The sequence below is a fragment of the Streptomyces sp. NPDC048603 genome (assembly GCF_043199475.1).
Taxonomy (GTDB): domain Bacteria; phylum Actinomycetota; class Actinomycetes; order Streptomycetales; family Streptomycetaceae; genus Streptomyces.
On sequence record NZ_JBICVY010000004.1, the window covers coordinates 156,041 to 173,964 of the forward strand.

At 73.2% G+C, this 17,924-nt stretch carries 15 protein-coding genes; 3 read left to right on the forward strand and 12 right to left on the reverse strand.

What is annotated here, in order from left to right:
- Positions 1-42 precede the first annotated feature (42 nt).
- The 6 genes from ACGFQ9_RS10505 to rsmI all read right to left on the reverse strand — a co-directional run bounded on the left by ACGFQ9_RS10505 (position 43) and on the right by rsmI (position 6,357).
- The gene (locus tag ACGFQ9_RS10505) at positions 43-957 is read right to left on the reverse strand and encodes a 4-(cytidine 5'-diphospho)-2-C-methyl-D-erythritol kinase (RefSeq protein WP_393573246.1); all 915 of its coding nucleotides are present in this window, start codon (positions 955-957) and stop codon (positions 43-45) included.
- Positions 954-1,868: a 16S rRNA (adenine(1518)-N(6)/adenine(1519)-N(6))-dimethyltransferase RsmA gene (gene rsmA, locus ACGFQ9_RS10510; protein WP_393573248.1), complete on the reverse strand. Its 915-nt coding sequence runs from the start codon at positions 1,866-1,868 to the stop codon at positions 954-956. The genes ACGFQ9_RS10505 and rsmA overlap by 4 nt, the downstream gene beginning before the upstream one ends.
- Complete coding sequence (locus ACGFQ9_RS10515; RefSeq protein ID WP_393573761.1) at positions 1,865-3,316, reverse strand: ubiquitin-like domain-containing protein; 1,452 nt, start codon at positions 3,314-3,316, stop codon at positions 1,865-1,867. The genes rsmA and ACGFQ9_RS10515 overlap by 4 nt, the downstream gene beginning before the upstream one ends.
- Positions 3,317-3,917: 601 nt before the next feature.
- Positions 3,918-4,796: a TatD family hydrolase gene (locus tag ACGFQ9_RS10520; protein WP_393573250.1), complete on the reverse strand. Its 879-nt coding sequence runs from the start codon at positions 4,794-4,796 to the stop codon at positions 3,918-3,920.
- Positions 4,797-4,805: 9 nt separating this feature from the next.
- Positions 4,806-5,300, reverse strand: coding sequence for a hypothetical protein (locus tag ACGFQ9_RS10525; protein ID WP_393573252.1), 495 nt, complete (start codon positions 5,298-5,300; stop codon positions 4,806-4,808).
- 160 nt (positions 5,301-5,460) lie between these two features.
- Complete coding sequence (gene rsmI, locus ACGFQ9_RS10530) at positions 5,461-6,357, reverse strand: 16S rRNA (cytidine(1402)-2'-O)-methyltransferase (RefSeq protein WP_393573254.1); 897 nt, start codon at positions 6,355-6,357, stop codon at positions 5,461-5,463.
- A gap of 78 nt (positions 6,358-6,435) precedes the next feature.
- Here rsmI and ACGFQ9_RS10535 point away from each other — a divergent pair, with 78 nt between their 5' ends.
- Complete coding sequence (locus ACGFQ9_RS10535) at positions 6,436-8,118, forward strand: dolichyl-phosphate-mannose--protein mannosyltransferase (RefSeq protein ID WP_393573256.1); 1,683 nt, start codon at positions 6,436-6,438, stop codon at positions 8,116-8,118.
- A gap of 86 nt (positions 8,119-8,204) precedes the next feature.
- Here ACGFQ9_RS10535 and ACGFQ9_RS10540 read toward each other — a convergent pair whose 3' ends face one another.
- Positions 8,205-9,071 (reverse strand): GyrI-like domain-containing protein, encoded by an 867-nt coding sequence (locus ACGFQ9_RS10540; protein ID WP_393573257.1) that lies wholly within the window; start codon positions 9,069-9,071, stop codon positions 8,205-8,207.
- A gap of 159 nt (positions 9,072-9,230) precedes the next feature.
- Here ACGFQ9_RS10540 and ACGFQ9_RS10545 point away from each other — a divergent pair, with 159 nt between their 5' ends.
- Positions 9,231-10,859: a penicillin-binding transpeptidase domain-containing protein gene (locus tag ACGFQ9_RS10545; RefSeq protein ID WP_393573258.1), complete on the forward strand. Its 1,629-nt coding sequence runs from the start codon at positions 9,231-9,233 to the stop codon at positions 10,857-10,859.
- A gap of 139 nt (positions 10,860-10,998) precedes the next feature.
- Here ACGFQ9_RS10545 and ACGFQ9_RS10550 read toward each other — a convergent pair whose 3' ends face one another.
- From ACGFQ9_RS10550 to ACGFQ9_RS10565, 4 genes are all read right to left on the reverse strand, one after another.
- Positions 10,999-12,201 carry a serine hydrolase domain-containing protein gene (locus ACGFQ9_RS10550; RefSeq protein WP_393573259.1) on the reverse strand — a complete coding sequence of 401 codons (1,203 nt, stop codon included), beginning with the start codon at positions 12,199-12,201 and terminating at the stop codon, positions 10,999-11,001.
- Positions 12,202-12,271: 70 nt separating this feature from the next.
- Positions 12,272-13,066, reverse strand: a complete 795-nt coding sequence (locus tag ACGFQ9_RS10555; RefSeq protein WP_393573260.1) for an energy-coupling factor ABC transporter ATP-binding protein — start codon at positions 13,064-13,066, stop codon at positions 12,272-12,274.
- Positions 13,063-13,824 carry a cobalt ECF transporter T component CbiQ gene (gene cbiQ / locus ACGFQ9_RS10560; protein WP_393573262.1) on the reverse strand — a complete coding sequence of 254 codons (762 nt, stop codon included), beginning with the start codon at positions 13,822-13,824 and terminating at the stop codon, positions 13,063-13,065. Before cbiQ ends, ACGFQ9_RS10555 begins: the two co-directional genes overlap by 4 nt.
- A 1-nt stretch (position 13,825) precedes the next feature.
- Entirely contained in the window at positions 13,826-14,935 is a 1,110-nt protein-coding gene (locus tag ACGFQ9_RS10565; protein WP_393573263.1) for an energy-coupling factor ABC transporter permease, read from the reverse strand.
- A gap of 175 nt (positions 14,936-15,110) precedes the next feature.
- Here ACGFQ9_RS10565 and ACGFQ9_RS10570 point away from each other — a divergent pair, with 175 nt between their 5' ends.
- Positions 15,111-15,476 carry an SsgA family sporulation/cell division regulator gene (locus ACGFQ9_RS10570; RefSeq protein WP_393573265.1) on the forward strand — a complete coding sequence of 122 codons (366 nt, stop codon included), beginning with the start codon at positions 15,111-15,113 and terminating at the stop codon, positions 15,474-15,476.
- 135 nt (positions 15,477-15,611) lie between these two features.
- Here the strand turns inward: ACGFQ9_RS10570 and ACGFQ9_RS10575 are convergent, their stop codons facing one another.
- Positions 15,612-17,822, reverse strand: coding sequence for an MMPL family transporter (locus ACGFQ9_RS10575; protein WP_393573267.1), 2,211 nt, complete (start codon positions 17,820-17,822; stop codon positions 15,612-15,614).
- Positions 17,823-17,924 lie beyond the last annotated feature (102 nt).

A 17,924-nucleotide genomic window follows, 5' to 3' on the forward strand; every position in this document is an offset into this window, starting at 1 on the left:
ATGCCATCAGCCTAGCCTCGCCCGACCCTCGCCGGGCCGGGTTCAGGCCGGGAGGACCGTGGCTCCCGGGGACGGGGACGAGGCCGTGCGGGTGGTGCGGCAGGTGCCGGAGGCTTCCAGGGCGGCGGCCACCTTGAGGGCGGCTTCCGGGTCCTGGACCAGGAAGGCCGTGGTCGGGCCGGAGCCGGAGACCAGGGCGGCCAGGGCGCCCGCGCCGAGGCCGGCCTCCAGGGTGTCGGCCAGCTGCGGGCGCAGGGACAGCGCGGCGGCCTGGAGGTCGTTGGCCAGTACGGGGGCCAGCGCGTCGGGGTGGCCGGAGCGCAGCGCGGCCAGCAGGGCCGGGTCGGCCTGCGGGACCGGGACCTCGGTGCCCGCGGTGAGCCGGTCGAACTCGCGGAACACCGCCGGGGTGGACAGGCCACCCTCGGCGACGGCGAACACCCAGTGGAAGGTGCCGGCCGCGACGGGGGTGAGGTGCTCGCCGCGCCCGGTGCCGAGCGCGGCGTTGCCGACCAGGCTGAAGGGGACGTCGCTGCCGAGTTCGGCGCAGATGTCGAGGAGGTCCTCGCGGGGGCTGTTCAGGCCCCACAGGGTGTCGCAGGCCAGCAGGGCTGCGGCACCGTCGGCGCTGCCGCCGGCCATGCCGCCGGCGACCGGGATGTTCTTGGCGATGTGCAGGTGGACCGCGGGCTCCAGGCCGTGCCGGGCGGCGAGGAGTTCGGCGGCCCGGGCGGCCAGGTTGGTGCGGTCCAGCGGGACCTGGTCGGCGTCCGGGCCCTCGCAGGTGACCCGGAGTTCGGCGGCCGGGGTGGCGGTGACCTCGTCGTGGAGGGAGACGGCGAGGAAGACGTTGGCGAGGTCGTGGAAGCCGTCGGGGCGGGCGGCGCCCACCGCGAGCTGCACGTTGACCTTGGCGGGGACCCGTACGGTGACGGGACCGGGTGCGGTGGTGCTCACAGTGCGGGCCTTTCCGCCGCCGGCTTGTGTTCCGCGATCGCCGCGAACTCCTCCACGGTGAGGGATTCGCCGCGGGCCTGCGGGGAGATCCCGGCGCCGGTCAGCGCGGTCTCGGCGGCGACGGCCGAGCCCGCCCAGCCGGCGAGCGCGGCGCGGAGGGTCTTGCGGCGCTGCGCGAACGCCGCGTCGATCACCGCGAAGACCTCGGACTTGGTCGCGGTGGTCTTCACCGGCTCGGTGCGGCGGACCAGGGACACCAGGCCGGAGTCGACGTTCGGGGCCGGCCAGAAGACGTTCCGGCCGATCGCACCGGCCCGCTTGACCTCGGCGTACCAGTTCGCCTTGACCGAGGGCACGCCGTACACCTTGTTGCCGGGGCGGGCGGCCAGCCGGTCGGCGACCTCGGCCTGGACCATCACCAGGGTCCGCTCGATGGTCGGGAACCGGTCGAGCATGTGCAGGAGCACCGGGACGGCGACGTTGTAGGGCAGGTTCGCGACCAGCGCGGTCGGCGCCGGGCCGGGGAGTTCCTGCACGTGCATCGCGTCGGAGTGGACCAGCGCGAAGCGGTCCTTCTTCGCCGGCATCCGCGCCTCGATGGTGGCGGGCAGGGCCGCGGCCAGGATGTCGTCGATCTCCACAGCGGTGACGTGGTCGGCGGCCTCCAGGAGGGCCAGCGTCAGCGAGCCCAGTCCCGGGCCGACCTCGACGACCACGTCGTCGGGCCGCACCTCGGCGGTGCGGACGATCCGGCGGACGGTGTTGGCGTCGATGACGAAGTTCTGCCCCTTCTGCTTCGTGGGGCGTACGCCGAGGACCGCGGCCAGTTCGCGGATGTCGGCGGGGCCCAGGAGGGCGTCGGGGGTGCCTTGCGGCTCGGGCTGCTGCTCGGTCGGCTCTGCGGTGCTCACCGGTAAAGCCTACGGCCGCAGTGCGGCCACGGACTCGCCCCCCGCTGCACGTAGAGCTTCTTGGCCCGGTACGTCTGCTCGTCGGCGTCCGCGTCCTGGGGCCGGCCGCTGCCGCCGAGGCCCTGCCAGGTGCGTTCGTCGAACTGGTAGAGCCCGCCGTACGTGCCGGACGGGTCGGTGGCGCCGGGCCGCCCGCCGGACTCGCAGTGGGCCAGGGCGCCCCAGTTGAGTCCGTCGGCCCCGTCGACGGAGCTGGGCAGCGGGCGCGTGCCGACCTTCACCAGGGCGGTGACCGGCTCGCGCACGGTCTCCTCGGCGATCTTCCGGGGCTTCTGCCGGACCCCGTTGACGGTGCGGAGGGCGTAGGTGACCCGGCGGGCGCCGGGCCGGCCGGCCCGTTCGACGACCTCGGTCCCGGCGAACAGGCCGGGGTCCTTGACCCGCTTGGTGCCGAACGGGATCGGCTCGTCGCGGACCTCCCGGGTGCCGGTGATGCGCAGCACGGTGACGGTCTGGCCGTCGCGGGGGAAGGAGTCGGGGGGCACGGAGGTGGTGTCCTGGCCGCCGAGGCCGATGCCGGCCTGGTCGAGGGCTTCCCGGACGGTGGCGGCGTTGGTGCGGATGGTGCGTTCGCGGCCGTCCGCCATGAAGGTGACGCTGCGTTCGGTGCGGACGTTCAGGGCGAGGCCGCCGCGGGGCACGGGGGCGGTGCGGGGCGCGGAGAGATGGGCGCCCTCCACGCGTACGCCGAGCTGGCGGAGCGCGGCCTCGACGGTGTCGGCGGTGGTCCACACCTGGCGGTGCTCGCCGTCGAGGGTGAGGCGCAGCGGGCGGCCGTAGCGGACGACGATCTCGTCGCCGTCGTCGAGGGCGGCGGTGCGGGCGGGGGCGACGAGGTCGTGCTCGCCGAGGCCGACGCCTTCCCGGCGGAGGAGTTCGTCGACGTCGTCGGCGAAGGTGTGGAGGGTGCGGGGGACGCCGTCGACGGTGAGGCGGACGGACTTGTCGGCGGCGACGAAGGCGGAGGTGCCGCCGGCCAGCACGGCGACGACCAGGGCCTGCGGGACGAGTTTGCGCAGGCCGTCGGTTCCGGCGGGGCCGCGCCGGGCCCGGGCGGCGGACCGGCCGCCGGCCGGTGCCGGGTCCGCGCGGGGGGCGGGGTCCGCGCCGGGGGCGGGGGTCGGTGCGGGGACGGTCGGCGCGGATGCCGGGGCCGGGGCCGGGGCTGGTGCCGCTTCCGGGGCTGCGGCCCGGCCGCGGGCGCGGGCGCGGCGTCCCGGCGGGGCGTCCGCGGTCTTGCGGCGGCGGCCGGAGCGCGGGCCCGGGACGCCGGCGTCCCCGGTGCCGCTGCTCCCGCCGCCCCCTCCGGTGGCGTCGGTGCCGTCGGTGCCGTCGGGCGCGCCCGTCCCGTCCGGAGCGGCGGGAACGGCCGGAGCGAGGGAATCCAGCGCGCCGAGCGTGTCGAGGGTGTCGAGGCCGCCCGGGAGGCCGGCCGTAGGCCCGCCGGCCGGGCCGCCCGGCCGGGGACCGCCGTCGTGGTGGTCCGCCGCGGGGTACCCGGGGGCGCCGTGGGGCGCCGTGCCGTACGCGCCGGGGCCGTCGTAGGGCTCGCCGTACGGATGGCCGCCGTACGGGGCGTACGGATCGGCCGGGGCCTGCGCGTAGGGAGCGGCGGAGCCGGCGTACGGGTCCGCGTACGCGTCCCCGTACGGATCCGGGGCCTGGCCCCCGTACGGCTCCGGGGCCCGGCCCTCGTACGGATCCGGGGCCTGGCCCGCGTACGGATCCGGGACCGCGCCGGGCCCCGCGTACGGATCCGGGACCGCGCCGGGCCCCGCGTACCGATCGGGGACCGCGCCCGGGTCCGGATACGGGCCGGGTCCGGGGAAGGGGTGCGCCTCCGGGGGCGCGTACGCGCCGCCCGCGTACGGCTGGGTATCGCTCACGACGCTCGCTCCACTGGTCCGGCCCGGCCTGGTTCGGGCAGGGGAGACTAGCGGAGCGGCGGTTACGGAGGAAAGTCGACCCGCTACACAGCGTGCGCAGGGATTAATAGCCGAACGCGCGAGCCGTGTTCGCGGCGAGGGCCGCGCACATCGCGTCCTCGTCGATGCCGCGCACCGCGGCCATCGCGCGCACGGTGAGCGGAATGAGGTACGGCGCGTTGGGCCGCCCGCGGTACGGCGCCGGGGTGAGGTACGGGGCGTCGGTCTCGACGAGGACCAGCTCCGACGGGGCCACGGCCAGGGCGTCGCGGAGCGGCTGGGCGTTCTTGAAGGTGACGGTCCCGGCGAAGGACATGTAGTAGCCGGCGGCGGCGCATGCGCGGGCCATGTCGGCGTCCCCGGAGTAGCAGTGGAAGACGGTGCGCTCGGGCGCGCCCTCATCCCGCAGGATCCGCAGGACGTCGGCGTGCGCCTCGCGGTCGTGGATGACCAGGGCCTTGCCCTGCCGCTTGGCGATCTCGATGTGCGCCCGGAAGGAACGCTCCTGCGCGGCCATGCCCTCGGGGCCGGTGCGGAAGTAGTCGAGTCCGGTCTCGCCGACGGCGTTGACGTGCGGCAGCGCGGCGAGGGCCTCGATCTCGGCGAGGGCGTCGTCGAGGGCGGCGTCCCCGCCGCCCGGCCGGGCTCCCTGGCGGGACCATCCGTCGGGATCGCCGAGCACGATCCTGGGCGCCTCGTTCGGGTGGAGCGCGACCGCGGCGTGGACGTTGGCGTACGCCGCGGCGGTCTCGGCCGCCCACCGGGAGCCCTTCACGTCACAGCCCACCTGGACGACGGTGGTCACGCCGACGGAGGCGGCCTTCTCCAGGGCCTCCTCGACCGTGCCGCGCTGCATGTCCAGATGGGTGTGCGAGTCGGCCACCGCCACCCGGAGCGGCTCGGGCAGCGGCGGCATCTCGTCCTTGGAGTCCTTGGGGCTCATACGCCGATCTTATGACCGGCGGAACAGTGCCAGCAGGCGGGCGAGCGTCCCGCGCCTCGGCTCCTCCTCCGCGGGGTCGACCGCCACCGGTCCCGGTGAGTCGTGGGCCGGGCGCTTCTTCGGCGCCCGCGCCGGCCGCGGGACATTCGCCCCGGCGGGCACCGGCCCGGCGATCCCGGGGGCTATCCGGTGGTGGTAGAGCCGGTCGATCGTGCCGAGCACGGTGTCGACCTGGCCGGACCGCATGATCCGCACCACGTGGCCGCCGCAGTTGTGGCAGGTCGGGTTGGACAGCGGTGACGGCACCCGCTGCCCGTCCGCCGTGTAGACGATGAAGGGCCGGCCGTTGATGTCGGTGTGGTGCTCGATCTCGTAGCCCTGCTCCCAGCCGTACCCGCAGCGCATGCAGGCGAAGGAGTACGCCTCGTGCACGATCTGCACGCCGGCGGGGGGCGCCGGCCGGGGGTTGGGGGCGGCGACCGGGGTGTCAGCGATCTCACTCATGCCGGCTCCTCTTGAGCGGTGGTGTCCACTGCCAGTGGACGCCACTTCGGGCAAGAGCGCATCAGGCCATGTCGACTGTTGGACCGTCTTTGGGCGACTCATGCCCGGAACACCCGGTGCGCGGCCTAATCTTTGCTTTTCAGATTAGCCCTTTACCGACCTACGGCACCTTTTGTGCCGCGTTCTTTGCCGCGACGACGGCATCGAATACTTCCCGCTTGGGAAGGCCCGCCTCCGCCGCGACCGCCGCGATGGCCTCCTTCCGCCGCTCCCCCGCCTCCTCGCGCACCCGCACCCGGCGCACCAGCTCCTCGGCGTCCACATCGCCCGGCGCGGCCTCGGCGGCGCCCTCCACCACGATCGTGATCTCGCCGCGCACGCCCTCGGCCGCCCACTCCGCCAGTTCGCCCAGCCCGCCGCGCTTGACCTCCTCGTAGGTCTTGGTCAGTTCGCGGCAGACGGCGGCCCGCCGGTCGGTGCCGAAGACCTCGGCCATGGCGGCCAGGGTGTCGTCGAGCCGGTGCGGGGCCTCGAAGTACACGAGGGTGCGCCGCTCGGCCGCGACCTCGCGGAGCCGGCCCAGCCGCTCGCCGGCCTTGCGGGGCAGGAAGCCCTCGAAGCAGAAGCGGTCCACCGGGAGGCCGGACAGCGCCAGCGCGGTCAGCACGGCGGACGGCCCGGGCACGGCGGTGACCTTGATGTCCTTCTCCACGGCCGCGGCGACCAGCCGGTAGCCGGGGTCGGACACGGACGGCATGCCCGCGTCCGTCACCAGCAGCACCCGTGCGCCGCCGAGCAGCGCCTCGACGAGCTCGGGGGTACGGGCGGACTCGTTGCCCTCGAAGTACGAGAGCACCCGGCCGGTGGTGTACACGCCGAGCCCCTGGGTGAGCCGGCGCAGCCTCCGGGTGTCCTCGGCGGCGATGACGTCGGCCTGCTCGAGTTCGGCGGCGAGCCGGGGCGGCGCGTCGGCGAGGTCCCCGATCGGGGTGCCGGCCAGGACGAGGACGCCGGGCCGGCCGGGCTGGGAGGTGTGCGCGGGCTGCGTGTCTGTCACCGCTCCATCCTCTCAAGTCCGCACCCCCGGGCTGCCCGGTGCTGGGGGGCGCACAGATCCGTTCCCTACGATGACCCGGTGACCACCAGTACCGCGCCCCCGACGCCCGTCGAGCTCCATGCGCCCGCCCCGCCCCCGCGGGACGACGTCCGCGCGCGCCTGGTGCCGCCGTACGCCCGCCCGTCCGGCCAGCTATGGGCGGCCCTCGGCGTGCCGGCCGACGCCGGCGGGGCGGTGAGCCGGGTGCTGGCCTGGGCCGGTCCGCTGCTCGTCGCGCTGGTCGCGGGAGTGCTGCGCTTCTGGCACCTGGGCAGCCCCAAGGCGGTGATATTCGACGAGACGTACTACGCCAAGGACGCGTGGGCGACCATCCGCCAGGGCTACGAGGCGAGCTGGCCCAAGGACGTGGACAAGTCGGTCATCGCCAATCCGGACGGGATCGCGCTCCCGCTGGACCCCGGCTACGTCGTGCACCCGCCGGTAGGCAAGTGGGTGATCGGCCTGGGCGAGTGGATGTTCGGCTTCACCCCGTTCGGCTGGCGGTTCATGACGGCGGTGCTCGGCACCCTGTCGGTGCTGATGCTGTGCCGGATCGGGCGGCGGCTGTTCCGCTCCACCTTCCTGGGCTGCCTGGCCGGCGCGCTGCTCGCGGTGGACGGCCTGCACCTGGTGATGAGCCGGACGGCGCTGCTCGACCTGGTGCTGATGTTCTTCGTGCTGGCCGCCTTCGGCTGCCTGCTGATCGACCGGGACCGGGCGCGGGCCCGCCTGGCGGCGGCGCTCCCGGTGGACGAGGAGGGCCGGACCCGCCCGGACGCCCTGATCGCGGAGACCACCCGGCTCGGTCTGCGCCCGTGGCGGATCGCCGCCGGTGTCTCCCTCGGCCTGGCCTTCGGCACCAAGTGGAACGGCCTGGTCGTGCTCGCCTTCTTCGGCGTGCTGACGGTGCTCTGGGACGCGGCCTCCCGCCGGGTCGCGGGCGCCGGCACCCCCTACGCCGCCATGCTGCGCCGGGACGCCCTGCCCGCGTTCCTCTCCACCGTCCCGGTGGCGGTCCTCGTCTACGTGCTCTCCTGGACCGGCTGGATCCTCAGCCCGGACAACGGGAAGGGCGGCTACTTCCGCAACTGGTCGGCCGAGCAGGGCGGGCCGGCCTGGCTGCCGGACTGGCTGACCAGCCTGTGGCACTACGAGACCGAGGTCTACAAGTTCCACGTCGGGCTGACCGAGGGCCACACCTACGAGTCGAACCCGTGGAGCTGGCTGGTCCTGGGCCGCCCGGTCTCGTACTTCTACGAGTCCCCCTCCCCCGGCACCGACGGCTGCCCGGCCACCGAGACGGCCAAGTGCGCCCGCGAGGTACTGGCCCTGGGCACCCCGCTGCTGTGGTGGACGGCCTGCTTCGCCCTGCTGTACGTGCTGTGGCGGTGGGTGTTCCGCCGCGACTGGCGGGCCGGCGCCATCGCCTGCGGCGTGGCCGCGGGCTACCTGCCCTGGTTCAACTACCAGGAGCGCACCATCTTCTTCTTCTACGCGGTGGTGTTCGTCCCGTACCTGTGCCTGGCGGTGGCGATGATGATCGGCGCCCTCCTGGGCCCGGCCGGCTCGACGGAACGCCGCCGCGCCCTGGGCGCCATCACGGCGGGCGTCCTGGTCCTGCTGATCATCTGGAACTTCATCTACTTCTGGCCGATCTACACCGGCGAGACCCTCCCCATGGAGTCCTGGCGCAACCGCATGTGGCTGGACACCTGGGTCTAGCAGGGCGGGCGGAAGGCCCCGGCGTCGGACGACGCCGGGGCCTTCCGGTGCCCGCCGGTGGGGTGGTCACCGGCTCAGGGCCTCGTTCAGCCCCGGTCCCGCTCCACCGGGAGCCACAGTTCGGCGTCGGCTTCGGTCTTGTCCGGGGACAGGCGGGTGCGCAGGATCTCGGGGCCGGGGCGGCTGCGGTACGGGTTGGACGGGAACCACTCGGTGAACACGTCCCGCCACAGCTCCTGGATGGCCTGCGGAGCCGGTCCTGAGGTGGTGAAGACCGCCCAGGCGCCGGCCGGGACGGGAAGGACCGCGGTGCCCTCGGGGGCGGCCGCGGAGGTGATCACCCCGTGGTAGTAGTCCAGTTCGGTGCCTTCGGCGCGGCTCGGGTCCAGATCGTCGCAGACCGCGACGATGCCCTGCGGCTCCTGGTCCGACAGCTTCTCCAGGTGCTCCACGACCTGCGGGTCGATCCCGCGGACGAAGTCGATGATCGCCTGGTTCGGCCCCGCGTGTACCAGTGGCACCCGGGCCTTGAGGCCGACGACGTTGAAGTCCGGCCTGTCCACTATGCGATAGCGCATGCTGCTGCTCCCTTCGACGGTGAGGCGGAAGGTCAGCCGGGGCTGGGAGACGAGCGCGGCGCCGGTGCGCCGGGCCTCGCCCGGCCCGACCCCGTGCATGGCGCGGAACGCCCGGGCGAACGACTCGCCCGAGCCGTAGCCGTAGCGCACCGCGATCTCCAACAGCGACTCACGCCCTTCGAGCACCTCGGCACCCGCGACGGTGAGCCGGCGGCGCCGTACGTACTCCGACAGCGGCATGCCCGCGAGTGCGGAGAACATCCGGCGCAGGTGGTACTCCGAGGTGGCCGCGATACGCGCCAGCTCGGCCACGTCGACCTGCTCGTCGAGATGGCGCTCGGTGTACTCCAGGGTCTGGTTGAGACGCTCCAGCACTTCCGGTCCCCTTCCTCTTTCGTGATCACCACGCTAGGCAGCGGGCGCCCCGCCGGACCCGACATCCTGTGCCCGATCAAGTCGGATGTGCGGGTGGACACCCGGAGCGGATTCATTGAACATGTTCAGGCAGTTGTGACACCTGGGGAGGGGACTGTCATGAACGGGGCAGCGAAAGGGGTCGTCATCGGCGGGGTATTCCTGCTGATGGTCGGCGGGGCGGGATACGGCGTGTACGCGCTGGTCGGGTCGGAGACGGAGAGCGGCGGGAGCGGCGGGAGCGGGACCGCGGCGGTCGGGAGCGGGCCGCCGACCTCGAAGGAGGTCGAGCACACGGCGAAGGACTTCCTGGCCGCCTGGGCCGCCGGGGACGAGCGGGCCGCCGCCGACCTGACGGACAACGCGGCGGCCGCGCAGCCGGCGGTGGCCGACTTCAAGGCCAGGGCGTACGTCTCCAAGGCGGTGATCACCCCGGGGACGCCGGCGGGGGCGACGGTGCCGTTCAAGGTCGAGGCGGAGGTCACGTACGAGGGGACGACCAAGCCCCTCTCGTACGAGTCGAAGCTGACGGTGGTGCGCGGGGCGTCCAGCGGCAAGGCGCTGGTGGACTGGCAGCCGTCGGTGCTCCACCCACAGCTGCAGAAGGACGAGAAACTGCGGGCGGGCACCCCGGCGGCACCGCCGGTCACCCTGGTCGACCGGAACGGCAAGGAGCTGAGCCCGGAGAAGTTCCCGTCGCTGCGGCCGGTGCTGGACCAGCTGCGCAAGACCTACGGCGAGAAGGCCGGCGGGAGCGCCGGCGCGGAGCTGTGGATCGAACCGGCCCTGGCGGACGCGCCGAAGCGGACGCTGCTCACGCTGGCTCCGGGCAAGCCGGGAAAGATCGAGACCCGGCTGGACGCGACGGTGCAGGCGGCGGCGGAGCAGGCCGTCGCGAAGCACCCGGAGTCCTCGGTGGTCGCGGTCAAGCCGAGCACCGGTGACATCCTGGCGGTGGCCAACAACCGCAAGGACGGCTTCAACGCGGCCATGCAGGGGGCCCGGGCACCGGGCTCCACCATGAAGATCGTGACGGCGGAGATGCTGCTGGACAAGGGCCTGGTGGCGGCGGACAAGGTCGCCCCGTGCAAGCCCACGGCCACCTGGTACGGCCGGGAGTTCCGCAACCTGAAGGGCTTCTCGCTGGACGGCGCGACCTTCGCGACCAGCTTCGCCAAGTCCTGCAACACGGCCTTCATCGGGCAGATCGACGAGGTGGACGACGACGGGGCGCTGCCCCGCGAGGCCCGCGAGGTCTTCGGGATCGGCCTGGACAACTGGAAGACGGGCATCCCGTCCCGGGACGGGACGGTGCCGGAGAGCACGGGCCCGGGGGCGGCCGCCGCGTACATCGGCCAGGGCGAGATCCAGATGAACCCGCTGAACATCGCGTCGATCACGGCCACCGCGAAGACGGGTGTCTTCCGGCAGCCGGTGATCGTGTCGGCCGCCCTGGACGGCCGGCCGCTGGCGACCGCGGAGCGCCGGATGAAGCCGGCGGTGCGGCAGCAGCTGGTCTCCATGATGCGGCTGACGGCGACGGGCGGGACCGCGGCGCAGGTGATGGCCGGGGTCGGCGGGGACAAGGGGGCGAAGACCGGGTCGGCGGAGGTCGACGGCGCGGGCAGCCCGGACAGCTGGTTCACCGGCTACAGCGACGACGTGGCCGCCGCGGCGATGGTCGAGGGCGGCGGCCACGGCGCCGACGCGGCGGGACCGCTGGTCGCCCAGGTCCTCCGCGCGGGCTGAGGCTCCCGCGGGCTTCGCCGCCGCCGTGCGGTACGGGCGCGCCTCCCGGTGAGGGCGTCCGCATGCGGCAGCGTGTCGCGGCGCCCCGGCCCCGCCCAGGGGCCGGGTCACGCCCCGGCGGACCGGCGTTCCGGCGGGGCTACGCCTGTGCGTCCAGCGACGTGCGGAGGGCGCGGACCAGGGACTGGGCCCGGGGGTCCGCCGTGACGGACTTGGCCAGGGCGTTGGTGACGTAGCCGAAGCCGATGCCGGAATCCGGGTCGGCGAAGCCCAGGGAGCCGCCGCGGCCCGGGTGGCCGAAGGAGGCCGGGGAGAGCAGCGGGGACGCCGGCCCGTGCAGCATGAAGCCGGGGCCGAAGCGGGTGTTGACCACCAGGACCTTGTCCGGGCCGGCGGAGAGTTCCGTGCCGGCCAGCGCGGTCACCGCCGGGGTGAAGACGCGCCCGCCGTCCTCGACGGTCCCGACCGTCGCCGCGTAGAAGCGGGCCAGGCCGCGTGCCGTGCCGACGCCCGCCGACGCCGGGAGCTCGGCGGTGCGCCACTCCGGGGCGTTCTCGTCGGGCAGCGGGTCGATCGCCGCGAAGGCCCGCCGGGTCAGCGAGGACGGGTCCGCGTACGCCTCGGCGACGTTCCGGCGCGGCCGGGTGCGCAGCGAGCCGGCGTGCTCGGGCGGGGCCACCGGCGCCACCCGGCCCACCCGGTGGGCCTCGTCCTCGGGGACGCCGATCCAGAAGTCGAGCCCCAGCGGCTCGGCGATCTCCTCGGCCAGCCAGGTGCCGATGGAGCGGCCGGTGACGCGGAGGACCAGCTCGGACAGCAGCCAGCTGTAGGTCTGCGCGTGGTAGCCGTGGGCGCTGCCCGGCTCCCAGAAGGCCTGCTGCGCGGCGACCGCCCGCGCTCCGGAGAGGCCGTCCACGGCCTCTCCGGGGGTCAGCGGACGGTCCAGGGCGGGTATGCCCGCACGGTGCGACAGCAGGTCGCGGACCAGGGTGCGTTCCTTGCCGCCCGCCTTGAACTCCGGCCAGTACGAGCCCACCGGCGCGGCCAGGTCCAGCAGTCCGCGCTGGTACAGCAGGAGGGGGACCGCCGCCGCGACGCCCTTGGTGCCGGAGCGCACGACCACCGCGGTGTCCTCGGCCCAGGGTTCGGCACCGCCGGACCCGTCACCGGCCCCGTCCGCGTCCGCATCCGCGTCCTTCGTACCGGCCCACAGGTCGACGACCTTGCGCCCGTCCCGGTACACGGCGACCGCCGCGCCCCGGTCGCCCAGGAGCTCGAAGTTCCGTACGAACGCATCGCGGACGGGCTCGAAGCCCTCCGCCACCACACCCTGGATGTCCACGGCCGCTACAACGCCAACGCATCCGTGGCTATGCCGCCCCGGCGCCTTCGTTATGTCACCGCAACGCGCGTTATGCCACCGAAACCGAACGCGGGTCGAAGCCGAAGGGCAGCTCCAGCCGGTGCGCCCGCATCAGTTCCTCGTCGCACAGCAGTTCCTGGGTGACGCCGTCCGCCGCGATGACGCCCTCGCTGAGGATCACCGAGCGCGGACACAGCTCCAGGGCGTACGGCAGGTCGTGGGTGACCATCAGCACGGTCACGTCCAGGGAGCGCAGGATCTCGGCGAGCTCCCGCCGCGAGGCCGGGTCCAGGTTGGAGGAGGGCTCGTCCAGCACCAGGATCTCCGGCTCCATGGCCAGCACGGTGGCGACGGCCACGCGCCGGCGCTGTCCGAAGGACAGGTGGTGCGGCGGCCGGTCCGCGAAGGCGGTCATGCCGACCCGCTCCAGCGCGGTCCGCACCCGCTCCTCCAGCTCCGCGCCGCGCAGCCCGGCCGCGGCCGGGCCGAAGGCCACGTCCTCGCGCACGGTGGGCATGAAGAGCTGGTCGTCGGGGTCCTGGAAGACGATGCCGACCCGGCGGCGGATCTCGGCGAGGTTGCGCTTCTCCACCGGCAGTCCGGCCACCGTCACGGTGCCGACGCCGCCGGCGAGGATGCCGTTGAGGTGCAGGACGAGGGTGGTCTTGCCGGCGCCGTTCGGTCCGAGCAGGGCCACCCGCTCGCCCCGGCCGACCGTGAGGTCCACCCCGAACAGGGCCTGGTGCCCGTCGGGGTAGGCGAAGGCGAGCCCGGAGACGTCGAGCGAAGGAGCCTGAGGCGTCTCGGGAACCGCGGGCACCGGGGGAACAGCAGCAGAAGTCATAGCGTCCAGCCCATCACACAGACGGCGAGCGCCGCCGCCGGGAGTACCGCCGCGTGCGCCCACTGCGTGCGGCTCGCGGTCACCTCGTCGATCACCGGCATCGAGCCGGTGTAGCCCCGGCTGACCATGGCCAGGTGCACCCGCTCGCCGCGCTCGTAGGAGCGGATGAACAGGGCGCCGGCGGTCTTGGCCAGCACTCCCCAGTGCCGGATGCCGCGGGCCTCGAAGCCGCGCGAGCGCCGGGCGATCGACATCCGGCGGAGCTCGTCCGTGATGACGTCCCCGTACCGGATCATGAAGGAGGCGATCTGCACCAGCAGCGGGGGCAGGCGCAGCCGCTGCAGTCCGAGCAGCAGCTCGCGGAGTTCGGTGGTGGAGGCGAGCAGCACGGAGGCGGCCACCCCCAGCGTGCCCTTGGCGAGCACGTTCCAAGCGCCCCACAGTCCGGAGACGGACAGGGACATGCCCAGGACCTCGACCCGTTCGCCCTCGGCGACGAACGGCATGAGCACCGCGAAGGCGACGAACGGGATCTCGATCAGCAGTCGCCGCAGCAGGAAGAGCGCCGGGATCCGGGCTGCCGCCGTGACCCCGGCGAGCAGGGCGGCGTACAGGCCGAAGGCCCACACCGCCTCGCGCGGTGTGGACACGACGACCAGGACGAAGGCGAAGGTCGCGGCGAGCTTGCAGTGCGGCGGCAGTCCGTGCACCGGTGAGTGGCCGTGCCGGTAGAGCCGGTGGGCGTGGCCCGCGCCCATGTCAGACCGCCGTCGGCTGGGCGGCCTCGGCCGCCGGCCGGTCTGCGGCCGAGGAGCGGCGGCTGCGGACGGCCCAGAACACGCCGCTGCCGACGGCGATGGTGGTGCCGACGCCGATGACGCCCGCGAGGCCGCCGGAGAGGCGCGTGTTCTCGACGTCCTTCACGCCGTAGTCGGCGAGCGGGGAGTTCGCGGAGGCGTGCTCGTACTCGCGCTCGCCCTCGGGCTTCTCCTCGTCTTCCTTGAGCTTGGCGTCGATGCCCTTGTCGGCGGCGACCTTCTCCAGGCCGTCGGGGCTGGCGGAGGCGTAGAAGGAGACGAAGCCGGCCAGGACGAGGGCGGTGACCAGGCCGGTGGCCCACACCTTGCGGGCGGAGCGGGCGGGCGCCGCCGCGGCGGGCTCGGCGGCCGGGGCGGCGGGTGCGTCGACGAGTTCGCCGCCCACCCGGAGCTTGAGCGGGGCGGTCAGGCCGCGGGCGCCGAAGACCAGGTCGGGGCGTACGGCGATCACGGCGCCGACGGTGGCGGCGGTGATCAGGGCCTCGCCGATGCCGATGAGGACGTGGACGCCGACCATGGCGGTCAGCACCTTGCCGACCGCGATGTCCGTGGTGCCGCCGATGGCGTAGATGCCGGTGAAGGCGGCGGCCGAAGCCGGCACGGAGACCAGGGCGGCGGTGAAGGAGGCGACGGTGACCGAGCCGCGGTTGCGCGGCAGCACCTTCAGCAGGCCGCGGAACAGTCCGTAGGCGACGAGGACGGTGACCACGCCCATGACGGAGACGTTCACTCCGAGGGCTGTCAGGCCGCCGTCGGCGAAGAGGACGCCCTGCATCAGCAGCACGACGGCCATGCAGAGCACACCGGTGTACGGGCCGACGAGTATCGCTGCGAGCGCGCCGCCGAGCAGGTGGCCGCTGGTACCCGCGGCGACGGGGAAGTTCAGCATCTGCACGGCGAAGATGAAGGCGGCGACCAGGCCGGCCAGCGGGGCGGTGCGCTCGTCCAGCTCCCGGCGGGCGCCGCGGAGGCTGACGGCCACGGCTCCGGCTGCCACCACCCCGGCGGCCACCGAGACGGGTGCGTCGATGAATCCGTCGGGTACATGCATGGTGTGTCCGCTTCCTTCTTCACACGTTCTTTATCTGTTCAAGGATGCAGGTAGCTGCAAACGATTGGCAATAGCGAGGCCATCACAAAACGGCCCGCGCGCTTCCGTGGGAATGTGCGAGGCTGGAGAGCAATACGGACTGCTTTGTTCCGCTTCTGACGCGAGGAGCCGGCCGATGTCTGCGACCACCACCACCGCCGTCGAAGAGCGAGTGCGCGCCCGAGTGATCACCGACGATCCGCTCTACCGCCCCATTCCGGTCGCCCTGCGGTTCGTGCCGGCCGAGCCGCTCGCCGTCCGGATCGTGTTCCCCGCCGGCCTGTCACCGGAAGGCACCGAGAACGAGTGGGTCTTCCCGCGGGCACTGCTGGAGGCCGGGCTGCAGGCCCCCTCGGGCAGCGGGGACGTGCGCGTGTGGCCGTGCGGACGGGTGCAGGCGGTCGTGGAGTTCCACTCCCCCGAGGGAGTGGCCGTGGTCCAGTTCGACATCGCCGCGCTGCGCCGCTTCCTGCGCCGTACGTACCAGCCCGTCACCCGTTAGGCGCAGGACGGCCGGACGGGAAAAACGGGACCGGCCCCGCACCTCGGGCGAGGTGCGGGGCCGGTCGTCGTCACGGCACGGTCAGGCCGCCTTGATCGGCTTCAGGCCTTGATCGGCTTCAGGCGTCGATCACCTTCATGCGTTGACCAGCTTCCGGTCCTGGTCCGGGTCCTGGTCCGGGTGACCCGCGGGGTCGGCCAGGTGCTTGCGCAGCCCCTCGCCCTCCACGTCCACGTTGGGCAGCACCCGGTCCAGCCACTTCGGCAGCCACCAGGCACGGTGGCCGAGCAGCGCCAGCACCGCCGGGACGATCGCCATGCGGACGACGAACGCGTCGAACAGGACGGCGATGGCCAGCGAGAAGCCGATCATCTTGACCATCTGCTCGCTGGAGCCGATGAAGCCGGAGAACACCGCGATCATGATCACGGCAGCGGCGGTGACCACCCGGGCGCCGTGCTGGAAGCCGGTGACCACGGCCTGGCCCGGGCGCTCGCCGTGGACGTACGCCTCGCGCATCCGGGTGACCAGGAACACCTCGTAGTCCATGGCCAGACCGAACACCACGCCCACCATGAAGATCGGCATCATGCTCATGATCGGACCGGGCTGCTCGACCCCGAAGACGCCGCCCAGCCAGCCCCACTGGAAGACCGCGACGACCGCGCCGAGGGCGGCGACCACCGAGAGCAGGAAGCCGAGGGCCGCCTTGAGCGGGACCAGGACGGAGCGGAACACCACCATCAGCAGCAGGAAGGCGAGGCCGACCACGAGCGCCAGGTAGGGCAGCAGCGCGTCGTTCATCTTCTGCGAGAAGTCGATGTTCATCGCGGTCTGGCCGGTGACCAGCACCTCGTCGCCGGTGACCTCACGGATCTTGTGGACCAGGTCCTCGGTCTCGACCGAGGACGGACGGTCCTTGGAGACCACCGTGATGATCCAGGTGTCGGCACCCTTCTCCTTGTTCGGCATCGGCGGGACCACCGCCGCTGCCAGGTTGAGCGCCTTGACCTGCTCGCTCGCCTTGTCGGCGGCGGCCTTGTCGCCGTCGACGACCAGCATCAGCGGACCGTTGGAGCCCGGGCCGAAGCCCTCGGAGAGCAGGTCGTAGGCACGGCGCTGGGTGGTGGAGACCGGCTGGGAGCCCTCGTCGGGCAGACCCATCTCCAGCTTGCCCACCGGCAGCGCGATGGTGCCGAGGCCGATCACACCGAGCAGCAGGACCACCAGCGGGCGGCGCAGCACGAAGCGGGCCCAGCGGGTGCCGCCGTTCGGCTTGGCCTCGGCGCCCTCCGCCTTGGGCTTGCCGCCGCCGAACAGCCGGCTCTTCTGTCCGGCCGGCAGGACGCGCTTCTGCGCGAAGCCGATCATGGCCGGGACCAGGGTGAGCGCCACGAAGACGGCGATGACCACGGTGCCGGCGGCCGCCGCGCCCATCTTGGTGAGCATCGGGATGTTCACCACGGCCAGGCCCACCAGGGCTATGACCACGGTCAGGCCGGCGAAGACCACGGCGGAGCCGGCGGTTCCGACGGCGCGGCCGGCGGCTTCCTCCTTCTCCTGGCCTTCGGCGAGCTCGGCGCGGTAGCGGGAGACGATGAACAGCGCGTAGTCGATGCCGACTGCGAGGCCGATCATCATCGCCAGGGTGCCGGTGGTGGTGCCGAGGTCCAGCACGTTCGCCAGCGCGGTGATGGAGGAGATGCCGATGCCGACGCCGATCAGGGCGGTCAGCAGCGGGAGCCCGGCGGCGACCAGCGAGCCGAAGGTGATGACAAGGACCACGGCGGCGATCATGATGCCGACGATCTCGCCGGTGCCGTTCTCCGGCATGGTCTGGAGCGCGTCACCGCCGATCTCCACGGTCAGGCCGGACTTTTGCGCGTCCTTGCCGGTGTCCTTGAGCGCCTCGCGGGTCTCCTCGGTCAGCCCCATCGCGTCGACCTTGTACTTGGTCGTGATGTAGGCGGTGCTGCCGTCCTGGCTGACGGCCTGGACCTGGTAGGGGTCGTCGACCGTGGCGACCTGGTCCGAGCCGGACTTCAGGTCGGCGACGATCTTCTGGACCTCGCCCTTGGTCGCCGGGTCGGTGACCTTCTGACCGTTCGGGGCCTTGATCACCACACGGGCGGTCGCGCCGTCGGCGGCGAGCGCCGGGAAGCGCTCCTCGAGGAGGTCGAAGGCCTTCTGGGCCTCCGTGCCCGGCATGGAGAAGGAACTGGAGGTCGGGGTGGACGCCGAAGCCGCGCCGAAGCCGGCGAGGAACAGCAGCGCCACCCAGATCAGGGCGACCCAGCGACGGCGCCGGAAGGCGCCCTTGCCAAGTCGGTACAGGAAGGTGGCCACGTCGGTGGTTCTCCCGTTCGAGTCGTGGATGGGATGGGCATCAAGTGCCGGCCCGACGACGAGAGCGGCGTGTCAGGAGCAGCAGGAACAGCGGTACGACGG